The sequence below is a fragment of the Thermodesulfobacteriota bacterium genome (genome assembly GCA_034189135.1).
GTDB lineage: Bacteria > Desulfobacterota > Desulfobacteria > Desulfobacterales > JAUWMJ01 > JAUWMJ01.
The window spans coordinates 1-10,680 of the sequence record JAXHVO010000111.1 but is presented as its reverse complement, the minus strand read 5'-3'; the positions used below and the strand labels follow the sequence as shown (position 1 = coordinate 10,680).

General features: G+C 39.3%; 15 protein-coding genes. 14 read left to right on the top strand and 1 reads right to left on the bottom strand.

Features of this window, described 5'->3' with window-relative positions:
* Positions 1 to 339 precede the first annotated feature (339 nt).
* The 5 genes from aroE (at position 340) to SWH54_16180 (ending at position 5,146) form a co-directional block, all read left to right on the top strand.
* The gene (gene aroE, locus SWH54_16200; GenBank protein MDY6792806.1) at positions 340 to 1,179 is read left to right on the top strand and encodes a shikimate dehydrogenase; all 840 of its coding nucleotides are present in this window, start codon (positions 340 to 342) and stop codon (positions 1,177 to 1,179) included.
* Positions 1,180 to 1,311: 132 nt separating this feature from the next.
* Positions 1,312 to 2,577, top strand: coding sequence for a 3-phosphoshikimate 1-carboxyvinyltransferase (aroA, locus tag SWH54_16195; protein ID MDY6792805.1), 1,266 nt, complete (start codon positions 1,312 to 1,314; stop codon positions 2,575 to 2,577).
* Between the two features lie 82 nt (positions 2,578 to 2,659).
* The gene (locus SWH54_16190) at positions 2,660 to 3,193 is read left to right on the top strand and encodes a shikimate kinase (protein ID MDY6792804.1); all 534 of its coding nucleotides are present in this window, start codon (positions 2,660 to 2,662) and stop codon (positions 3,191 to 3,193) included.
* Positions 3,194 to 3,260: 67 nt separating this feature from the next.
* Positions 3,261 to 4,313 (top strand): chorismate synthase, encoded by a 1,053-nt coding sequence (aroC, locus tag SWH54_16185; protein MDY6792803.1) that lies wholly within the window; start codon positions 3,261 to 3,263, stop codon positions 4,311 to 4,313.
* Positions 4,310 to 5,146, top strand: coding sequence for a prephenate dehydrogenase/arogenate dehydrogenase family protein (locus SWH54_16180; GenBank protein MDY6792802.1), 837 nt, complete (start codon positions 4,310 to 4,312; stop codon positions 5,144 to 5,146). The genes aroC and SWH54_16180 overlap by 4 nt, the downstream gene beginning before the upstream one ends.
* Positions 5,147 to 5,898: 752 nt before the next feature.
* On the opposite strand, the gene SWH54_16175 is transcribed toward SWH54_16180, so the two are convergent.
* Positions 5,899 to 6,114: a hypothetical protein gene (locus tag SWH54_16175; GenBank protein MDY6792801.1), complete on the bottom strand. Its 216-nt coding sequence runs from the start codon at positions 6,112 to 6,114 to the stop codon at positions 5,899 to 5,901.
* A gap of 348 nt (positions 6,115 to 6,462) precedes the next feature.
* Here SWH54_16175 and SWH54_16170 point away from each other — a divergent pair, with 348 nt between their 5' ends.
* The 9 genes from SWH54_16170 (at position 6,463) to SWH54_16130 (ending at position 10,623) form a co-directional block, all read left to right on the top strand.
* A complete protein-coding gene (locus SWH54_16170; GenBank protein ID MDY6792800.1) occupies positions 6,463 to 6,741 on the top strand; it encodes a ComEA family DNA-binding protein in 279 nt (92 codons plus the stop codon).
* Between the two features lie 646 nt (positions 6,742 to 7,387).
* On the top strand, positions 7,388 to 7,618 hold the full coding sequence (locus tag SWH54_16165) for a hypothetical protein (protein MDY6792799.1): 231 nt from the start codon (positions 7,388 to 7,390) through the stop codon (positions 7,616 to 7,618).
* Positions 7,618 to 7,887 (top strand): hypothetical protein, encoded by a 270-nt coding sequence (locus tag SWH54_16160; GenBank protein ID MDY6792798.1) that lies wholly within the window; start codon positions 7,618 to 7,620, stop codon positions 7,885 to 7,887. Before SWH54_16165 ends, SWH54_16160 begins: the two co-directional genes overlap by 1 nt.
* Positions 7,888 to 8,063: 176 nt before the next feature.
* The gene (locus tag SWH54_16155; protein ID MDY6792797.1) at positions 8,064 to 8,645 is read left to right on the top strand and encodes a winged helix-turn-helix transcriptional regulator; all 582 of its coding nucleotides are present in this window, start codon (positions 8,064 to 8,066) and stop codon (positions 8,643 to 8,645) included.
* A 51-nt stretch (positions 8,646 to 8,696) separates the two neighbouring features.
* Entirely contained in the window at positions 8,697 to 8,918 is a 222-nt protein-coding gene (locus tag SWH54_16150; GenBank protein MDY6792796.1) for a hypothetical protein, read from the top strand.
* A 62-nt stretch (positions 8,919 to 8,980) separates the two neighbouring features.
* Entirely contained in the window at positions 8,981 to 9,409 is a 429-nt protein-coding gene (locus tag SWH54_16145) for a nucleotidyltransferase domain-containing protein (protein ID MDY6792795.1), read from the top strand.
* Entirely contained in the window at positions 9,396 to 9,848 is a 453-nt protein-coding gene (locus SWH54_16140) for a DUF86 domain-containing protein (protein ID MDY6792794.1), read from the top strand. The genes SWH54_16145 and SWH54_16140 overlap by 14 nt, the downstream gene beginning before the upstream one ends.
* A gap of 207 nt (positions 9,849 to 10,055) precedes the next feature.
* On the top strand, positions 10,056 to 10,319 hold the full coding sequence (locus tag SWH54_16135) for a hypothetical protein (GenBank protein MDY6792793.1): 264 nt from the start codon (positions 10,056 to 10,058) through the stop codon (positions 10,317 to 10,319).
* Positions 10,294 to 10,623, top strand: coding sequence for a nucleotidyl transferase AbiEii/AbiGii toxin family protein (locus SWH54_16130; GenBank protein MDY6792792.1), 330 nt, complete (start codon positions 10,294 to 10,296; stop codon positions 10,621 to 10,623). Before SWH54_16135 ends, SWH54_16130 begins: the two co-directional genes overlap by 26 nt.
* Positions 10,624 to 10,680 lie beyond the last annotated feature (57 nt).

The window sequence follows — 10,680 nt, the reverse complement described above, 5'->3', positions numbered from 1 at the left end:
TTCATACGTGTAGCGAAGCCATAACCTGAGGAACCGTATGCGTTAATTGCGCTCGTACGGGTCTGTGGGGGCTCTGGGAGGGTAACCTCCCAGTTCTACCCGGAAACGTCCAACATCGAATTTTGAATGCAAAAAAATAAAACAGAAGAATTAATTAAGTTTTTAGTTGTAGATACCAAAAGGCTGAAAAGAAAACATGGCTTTGAGTTGTTAAATGCTCGGTATTGGATTTTTTTTATTCGACGTTGGGTGTTCGATGTTCAATGTTCGACGTTCATCTTTCTAAACAACGCTGTACGGTAAAAATACCTGTAAAAATATGAAAAACAATTTGCGCTTATGGTAGATACCCTGCCAATGTTCAATTCAGATACGTCATTATATGCCGTTTTGGGAGATCCGATATCGCACAGCTTAAGTCCGCTGATGCACAATATCGCCTTTTCTCATGCCAACCATAACGGTGTGTATGTTGCCTTCAGGGTAAAGGAAATAGGGAAAGCCATTTCAGCGATTAAGGTGCTGGATATTAAAGGGGCTGCCATTACCATCCCCCATAAGGTTTCCGTCATGGAATTTCTTGATGAAATTGGCCATCCTGCAGAAAACATCGGGGCGGTAAATACCATTATTAATCGCCAGGGGAGAATGATAGGGTATAATTATGACTCTATCGGAGCGGTAACAGCCATTAAGGAAAAAACAGATATACAAAATAAAGCGGTGGCCATGCTTGGGGCAGGAGGTGCGGCCAGGGCAGTTGGATATGGAATTATATCCGAAGGTGGAAGACTCACTATTTTAAACCGCACCAAAGAAAAAGGTGAACAACTGGCTGCAGATCTTGGTGCTGAATTCCGCCCGGTTGAGGATTTTAAAACGGTGAAATGTGATATCCTGATTAACGCTACATCTTTGGGTATGGCGCCGAAGTTTGATTGCATGCCGGTTAAAAAAGAGCATTTGCATAGTGACATGATCGTGATGGACATCGTCTATAATCCTCTAAGAACACGGCTGTTGAAAGTTGCACAAGATATGGGATGCACCACCATAGACGGTGTTTCCATGTTCGTTTATCAGGGAGCCAGCCAGTTTGAGTTGTGGACAGGCAAAAAAGCACCCATCGATTTAATGAGAAAAACCGTTATAAGAGCGCTGAGTGGATCGGCCGAGTGATTAACATGCAGCAATTTATGGTTTTTCTTTTTCACCACGGGATATCACGGAAATTTCACAGATACAAAAAACCAAAACTCAGTGGTTCTCCGTGCAACTCCTTGGTAAAGCTTTTTGGATTTAAAAGAATTTATGATCGAAATAAAAGCTAAAAAAATTGGTAATTGCGAAATATCAGTTCCCGGGTCAAAAAGCTATACCCACAGGATTCTGATTGCGTCAGCCCTGTCTGACGGCATTTGCCGCATTGATAATGCGTTAAAAAGTGAAGATACGCTAATCACCGTAAGCGCCCTTAAGCAGATGGGAATAACAATCGATTCAAACGATCAGCGTTTTATGGTTCACGGCGCAAAAGGGGCCTTTAAGGATACCAACGAACCTGTATATCTTGGTAATTCAGGGACTTCAATGCGTTTTCTAACAGCTCTGGCTTCTATTGGGAAAGACAGGTATTTGTTAACCGGCACAGAACGTATGAAACAGCGTCCGATTCAGGACCTGCTGGACGCTTTGATTCAAATGGGAGTATCAGCCTATTCAGTTAATCATAACGGATGCCCGCCTGTGGTTATTAGAGGTGGAAATCTAAAAGGCGGTAAAATTACTATAGATTGTGAAAACAGCAGCCAGTATCTTTCAGCAATTCTTTTAATAGCACCGTTTACCAAGCAGGGACTTGAAGTCAATGTGATAAAAGGCCCTGTATCCAGACCGTACATCGATATCACGGTTGATGTAATGCAAAGATTCGGTGTTGATGTCATTCGTGATGGATACAATTATTTCAAGGTTCAGCGAGGGCAAGAATACAGATCAGGGTCGTATTTTGTTGAACCGGACGGCTCCCAGGCAGGATATTTCTGGGGCGCTGCAGCGATCACCGGTACCTGCATCAAAGTAAAGGGAATTACGAAAAATTCCCCACAGGGGGATGTTCGTTTTACAAGCCTGCTTGAAAAAATGGGTTGCAAGATAATTGATGAAAAAGACGGAATCAGTGTGACCGGTGGATCGCTTTCAGGTATAGAAGCGGACATGTCAGACATGCCGGACATGGTTCCCACTCTTGCGGTGGTCTCGGCCTTTGCAAAGGGAACAACCGTCATTAATAATGTCCAGCATCTAAAATTAAAAGAGAGTGATCGTTTGGCTTCTGTAGCAAACGAACTTGCAAAGATGGGCATCGAATCCGGCATCACAGATAGCGGACTGACGATAAAAGGTTCAAGGCCCCATGGAGCAGAAATCTCAACTTATAATGATCATAGGATCGCCATGAGTTTTGCCATGGCCGGTCTTAAGGTGCCCGGTATATTTATAAAAGATGAAAAATGTGTTGAAAAATCGTTTCCTGATTTCTGGAATGTATTTAAAGGGTTATACCATAAAAATTAAAGCTCAATCTAACTATCATCGAGCTTGAATTTTCAAAAACAACCACCAAAATCCGAATGTGGGAGAACATGAAAACGGCAATATGCGAGATAATGATGTGATGAACATTTTTTTAATCGGTTACCGATGCAGCGGTAAAACTAAAGTCGGTCAATCAATTGCCGGTATGTTAAACCGACCGTTTATCGATACGGATTTGAAAATAGTTGAAGAAGAAGGAATGACCATATTGGAAATCGTTGATAAAAAGGGCTGGGATTATTTTCGTGAGAGAGAAACCGCTGTGTTAAAAAAAGTGTGCCATCATGATAGACAGATTGTGGCCACAGGAGGCGGGGTGGTTCTTAGCAAAGAAAACACGGCAAATATGAAAAAAAACGGAAACGTTGTGTGGCTAAAAGCAAAGTTTGCGACCGTTAAAAAAAGGATGCTGATGGATAACAACACAAAAGATTTCAGACCTTCTTTGACAACAAAAGAACTCGATGAAGAAATACAACAAACACTTTTAAAACGGACACCATTATACGAAAAAGCGATGGACTTTTGCATTGATACCGACAACCTTGATACTAACGGTGTATGCAAATCTGTCATAGCGAAGCTGGAATTGTAAAAACGGCTTTAAGCTTGGTACATATATTCTAAATTACGTTTGAGAATACGTGTAGTCAGGAGAAAAAATGCCTGGAAACAGTTTGGGAAAACTATTCAAAATTACCACCTGGGGGGAATCCCATGGAAAGGGAATCGGAGTGGTGATCGATGGATGCCCTCCAAGGATACCCATTGATGAAAATATCATCCAATCCATGCTGAACCGAAGAAAGCCTGGATCGTCAATTGCAAGCACAAAACGAACAGAACCGGATAAAGCGGTGATCCTGTCCGGCGTTTTTAATGGCATGACCACCGGTACCCCTTTAATGATCATGGTTGAAAACAAAGATGCAGATTCGGCTGCATATGAGCCCTATGCTGATACTTACCGGCCGGGTCACGGGGATATCACTTACATGGCCAAGTATCAAATTCGTGACTGGCGTGGAGGCGGACGGGCGTCCGCCCGTGAAACAGCAGCACGGGTGGCTGCAGGTGCAGTTGCCAAAGCTGTACTTGATACCGAAGGAATTGCTGTTTTGGCAACCACCATTGAACTGGGTGGAATAAAGGCAGAAAAACACGACCCGGATCAAATCGAAAAAAATAGGTTTTTTTGTCCGGATGACAAGGCAGCAGCAAAGATGCAGGAACGTATTCAACAGGTAAAAAAAAATGGCGATTCTGTTGGAGGGATTGTGGAAATCGTGGCCAGAGGAGTTCCCCAGGGACTGGGAGATCCGGTGTTTGACAAGATGGATGCGGATCTGGCCAAAGCGCTGATGAGCATTGGTGCGGTTAAAGGGGTCGAAATTGGAACAGGATTCAAGGCTGCGAAACTGCTCGGCAGTGAAAATAACGATCCCATACATTCAACCGGATTTGCCACCAATCATGCCGGTGGTATTCTTGCAGGCATAACAAACGGAGATGACATCATCGTTCGGGTGGCGGTTAAGCCGATCCCTTCCATCCGAATTGAGCAAAAAACGATTGATCAAAGGGGAAATCAAAAAACCATTTCAATCAAGGGACGCCACGATATTTCAGCCATACCCAGGATTAATGTGGTTTGTGAGGCCATGGTAAACCTGGTTTTGGCCGATCACCTCTTAAGGCAGAAGGCGATATCGTGAAACGGGTGACCATCGGGATAATCGGCGCTAACGGGCAAATGGGCAGATGGTTTAATCGTTTCTTTACCGGGGCAGGGCACCGGGTTTTACTATCCGATCTAAAAACAGAACTCAGACCGAAAGATATCGCCCAACAAAGTGACGTGGTGACCTTAAGCGTGCCTCTTGATGTCGCTTTAATACTTGCAAGAGAGATCGGCCCTGTGTTGCGAAAAGAGCAACTCTTTATGGATTTTTGTTCCATGAAAAAGGATATCGTTGAGGCGATGGCGAGGTTTTCAAAGGCTGAGGTTGTGGGAACTCACCCCCTGTTTGGGCCTTACCCAGTTACGATTAAAGGGCAGAACATGATCATGTGTCCCCAAAGAGGTGATTACTGGCAAAACTGGCTGGAAAACGAATTAAGAAAAGAAGGTGCCATCGTCACACACATGACTGCTGAAATGCATGACCGGAATATGGCGGTTGTGCAAGGGCTGACACATATGCTGACTGTCTGCCTGGGGAGACTGCTGCAGAAACTGAACATGAATCCGAAAGAAGCCATGCTTTATTCCACACCGGTTTTTAGAATTCATTTGGATCTGATCGGACGCATTCTTTCACAGGATCCCAATCTTTATGATGACCTGATCGGTGGAAACCGGCATGTATCTGAGATGCTGGAAGAATTTAGCTCTGTTTTAAACGAAGGGAAACAAAGGCTGTTATCCGGCAACAAAGGAGAAGGGGCTTCGTTTATGGAGGAAATCAGCCAATTTTTTGATCATTTCTGTCAGCATGGGCTTGATGAAAGCAATAAAATCATAGACGCGATCTATTTAAAAAAATAGAAAATTCATTTTTGGTTCTTCCGATCTCCTTACCTGCAAATTTAGGCCGTATCTTACTTGTTTGGAAGATTTTGCCGTTTTTCATATGTCTATAGACAGAATTCGAATGGTTTTTGCCTCACTGTCAACTCTCTGGAAACCATGATTAAGCATTTTTATCCGCCTTTTCGGCGGAGCATCACTCGAACCCTCTGAAAACACACTGATCATTTCGCCCTAACATACCTTAAACCAATAGATCTTTAAAAAAGATTTTGCCCAAAAACCAGTGCGTTTTCAAAACCAGACCCTATTTTTTAATGGTGTGTTGGCTTTGTGAAAAACACAACTGGTTGAAATATAATAGATTATTTGCTGCCATCAGCGTCATCAGGTTTATTGCACATAAACATGTGCATATGCACATGTTTATGTGCAACTCTAGCGTTATTTCACCTCTATGTTATCGTTAATATTTTTGATAGAAATATTTCCTATGTCTATAACTGTCTGAATATAATAGTATATATTATGTTTAATTTCTTATCTAACGGTATGCGCGATTCTACTTCGCTTTGGCACGGATCTTGATAAGTAAATACGAGAAATAGGAAAATACCGGTGGATCAATGCACACATTGGTTAAAACTGATGATGATCAAAATGCAGTATATCAGAGGAGGGATTTACCGAAGCTAGGGAACAAAAAACCAATGACAGCGGAAAAATATTCACCTGTAGACGAAGAACCGGAGCTATCCAGGTTTAACTGATTAATAATGATTTATATCCCGGACATAGGCTTCAAAGTCATTTTCCAGTAAAAAGCGGGATATCATTTGGCTGACTTTACCGGCAGTGTCCACATGATAATGACCCTTTTCATTGCGTCCTGAGATTTTTTTAGCATTTTCCACAATGGTCTGAAGTGATTCGGTTGTAATTTCAACATTCACATGGATTTCAATTAGATCTTTGTCTTCGGTCATGGCTGTATAAATCCTAATAATATTTGGCTTAAGGTAAATATAAAATCATTTTTTTCTGATCTTTTAACAGGGACATAAAATAAGGTCAAGAATAAGCGTTCAGATAAAAAACTCGAAATATCATATACGAAAGGACAGTATCATTAAAAACGCATTTAAACATATGAAAAAATAATGGCTTTAAGTCGAACCTTTTTCTTTGACAATTTGTAACACGTATTACCTGTGGCATGGTAGAAAGTTGCATATACCTCTGTGAAAAGCAGCGGGGAAAAACCATTGTAACACGGTATATGCGGCTTTTTGCATGTCATCACTTTTAACCTATTAGAAAAGGAGGAAAAGAGAATGAGAAAAATGAAAGTAATGTTGGTGTTATCTGTTGTTGCCGCCTTTATCATGGTTTTAAGCGGTCCGGCAATTGGTGGGGATGTGAAAAAAATCAACATAAACAAAGCATCCATAGAGGAACTGATTCAACTTAAACGAATCGGCCCGAAATATGCAAAGAGAATTATTGAATACCGGGAAAAGAACGGTCCTTTTAAAGCCCCGCAGGACATTATGAAAGTAAAAGGCATCGGGCAAAGGACTTTTGAAGTTAATAAAGAGTTGATCACCGTTTAAAAACACGGGGAAATAAAATATTTTTATCAAAAAAGCACGAAAGGACGAAAACAAAGAAAAAAGATAAGAAATTTCTTGTTTTCTCAATTTCGTGCTTTTTTCAATTGGGCTTTAATTTTTACTGAAAAAATAACACAATTCCTCTCACGATTCATACCGATAAAAAATTTTGCTACCGGTTATAACTATCAGATTAAATAATTCATTTTTTTTGCTTGACATGAAGTTTGGAATATGTTCAACTACTGAACGTTTACAAAATGAACATCTAAATATCGATGAGCTCATAAAAAATCTTTGAATAAGCGCCGGATGGCTAAGTAAAAAGGCTTATATACAAGGCGTAGTGATTTTTCAGTAACGAGACTATACATTTAGTATGTCGAGTTCCTGAAAAAACCACTACAACGCAGTAGATGAGACTTTTTACGACGGCATCAAGATTTACCTCAATCATGATCCGCACCAGTTTCACTAATTACACAATGTAACCCACCAGGCGGAGCTATTTAAAAATTCTGCAGACCTTGAGACCTTTGAAAATAGAATAAAAATAAGGTTTTTTGATCAAAATTTTAGAGGTTATGCAAAGCTCTTGTATTAACTTTAAGTTTCATGAAAAAATAAAAAATAGAGAGGTGACGTAATGCAAACTGTAAAATCTTTGACTCCGGAATCTTTGACCGCTGTTGAGATTTTGGAAGGTATTGATAAAGTTCATAGGGATCAGGCCTTAGAACTGTTGAGAAATTTTGTAAATGAACTTTATAGTGAACAGAAATGGCAGGAATTATTATCAAAGTCTCCAGAACCAATGATTAATATGGCAAAACAAGCTCTGCAAGAACATATTAATGGAAAAAGTCAGGAGATGTAATGAATCCATTTACTGTAAAGTCGTATTGGAAATCATACAAAGGATTACCAAAGAAGATTCAAAAGGATGCAGATAGAAAGTTTGATCTTTGGAAGAAGAACCCTTTCCATCCTTCTCTGAATTTCAAATGTGTGAATACAGAATACAATATCTGGTCAGTTAGAGTGACAATGGATTACCGCGCCCTTGCTATAAGAAATGAGAATTCAGTTATTTGGTACTGGATTGGTGACCATAATAAATATGAGCAGTTATTAAAAGCTTTATAACGCAAAAAAAATAGACACAGAAAGAAGCATACTAACGCAGACATGAACATTAATGATCTTACCTATCGAGACCTTTGAAAAATGTTTATTTTTGTTCAAGGTCAAGAAAGGCGAAGCGTAGATCCCGCTCATCGGGGACTCAGAGATTGGACAGATAAGCGCACCGAATTTAATTGATGGACAATCAAGACCTACGCACCTTAAAAATTCTTGAAGAGATAGACAAAGATAAAACACCAAGTCAGCGATACCTGGCCGGCAAGCTGAATATTTCGCTGGGCCTGGTGAATTCTTTTGTAAAAAGACTTGCGCAAAAAGGGCTCTTCAAGATTAAAAATATTCCCAAAAACAGGGTCAAGTACATTCTTACCCCCAAAGGCGCTGCTGAAAAAACACGACTGACCTATCAATATATTCAGTATTCATTTCAATTCTATAAATCGGCACGTCAGAAATTAAGAGTTTTATTTTCCGGGTTGACAAAAAACGGTAATCAAAAAATTGTCTTTTACGGTAGCGGCGATCTGGCCGAAATCGCATATATCTCTTTAAAAGAAACGCCGTTAGAACTAGTTGCCGTTGTGGATGATAATAAAGCAGGTGAGATTTTTATGGATTTTGTGATTACAGACCCGGATTACCTGAGCACAATCTATTTCGATAAAATCATTATTACCAGTGTTGAGGAAAGGGAAAATATATTACAGACCATATTAAAAAATGGAATTTCACTAAGCAAGGTGGCGATGATGGAGTAAGGATAATAAGCAGGGCCGGTTTCGTAGTATATATAACCAGGGGACTGAGAAATGGGAATGAATGCTGAGTTTAAAGACTTTATAATGGAAAACAGTTCGTTGTTCTGGTGGATAAAACCTGAAGAAAAGCCGAATATCAGCCTATATGCTGTGGTTGAAGCCGTATTGAATTATGGGAATGAAAAGAGTGTAAAAAAGCTTTTCGATTTAATTGAAATTAATAAAGTCGCTGATATTTTTTACCGACAAACATCCGGAAAACGTTCGAACTAAAATAAGCGTACAAATATATTTTAAAAGACATGCTCAGTGAAATTTTAGCAGATCAACAAAGAATGAACAAAAAGAAAAAATATTCTATAAAAAAGAAAAAAAAGGATGAAGTTATAGACATCATTTCATCTTGCTTGCAACAGTATAGTGAAATATTCGCTGCTTATATTTTTGGCTCATTTATTTCTCATCAATCATTTGCAGACATTGATCTGGGCATACTTACGCAAAGTCAGCCTGATAATCTGCTCGAATATGAGATGGAACTTGAAATTAAGCTTTACAAACAGGTGAAATTCGAAATAGACGTCAGAGCCCTTAACCACGCACCTCTCTCCTTTGTACAAAATGCCATACGTCACGGACAGTTGATTTTCGACAGTAACCCGAATCGGCGTGCCGATTTCGAAAATATTGTATTAAAAAAGTACTTTGATTTTTCGAGATTTAGAAGGCAATATTTGGAGGATGTAATCGATGCCCCGGTATGACAAAGATAAAATGTTAAAGATTGTTTCCGAGCTTAGAAAAAGTGTCAGGCGTCTTCAGTCATTGAGAAATTTAAGTCAGGATAAGTTTATCAAAGACCCTGACAAAATCGGAAGTGCAAAATACCATTTTATCGTCGCCATCGAATCAAGTATTGATATGTGCAATCATATCATTTCAAGAAACGGCTATCGTGTGCCGGAAGATTATGCGGACACCTTTAGGGTGATGGCTGAAGTTGGAACTATTACTGAAGATTTTTCAGAAGAATTGATAAAAATGGCTAAATTTCGAAACCGACTGGTACACATCTATTGGGAAATAAACGATGATCAGCTATATCAAATTCTGCAAACTAAAATTGATGATTTAAAGGAACTATTAGATTCAATTGCCGGTTTTTTAAAATGGAAAAACATAAAACCGGATTATCAGATTTAATCATACAAAAAGCGGTTTCCGCAGAGGATAAGGATTGGCCAAACACTTGGAATGTTATTTATTGCCGGTGTGATAAAATGGCCTGTAAACATCAGGTGAAACATTGCAAAAATTTTCTGACTTTTTAAAAAACATAGTCTCGAATCGGATATAGATTAAAACTGTTAGTACGGAATGCAACACTTTCCAAAAAATAAGAAAATAAAAATGTTTTCCAGACTATACTGGGATATGAATGTTGACCCTGAGCAACTCTATCAAATGCTGGATGGAAAAATAGACGGAATTGGGCAAATTAAAAAAGCCGACTTATATGCTAGACTGTTGACAACTTACGACTGGTATACCCTGTTAAAACTTGTTCCATTAGAAAATCTCAAACAGGCTTTAAGCGATCAGGTAATTAACCGGATTTACCCCAAAGCATTAAAAGACAGATTCCTATATGCCAGAGAAGTTTTATCAAAATAAGATATATCCTTTTCAGGATAAAATATTAACACTGGTTCAGTCCTCGAATGTGGATTTCTATCTAACGGGAGGTACCGCATTAAGTCGAAATTATTTACGGCATCGATATTCCGATGACCTTGATTTTTTCGTCAATCATCATCCGGAATTTAAAAATCAGTGCAAAAGAGTTATCGATTCTTTAAAACAATCAAAGCAAAACTTTGAAATTACAACAACCGCCGACACATTTGTAAGGATTATAGTAGTTCTCAAAAATATTTTCCGTTTGCAAAGCGATGAGGCACGGTCTATCCAATCATAACCCGCTGATTTTATATAGTGTTTTGAGCAATCATAGCTTACTGAAATTATTGAAAAT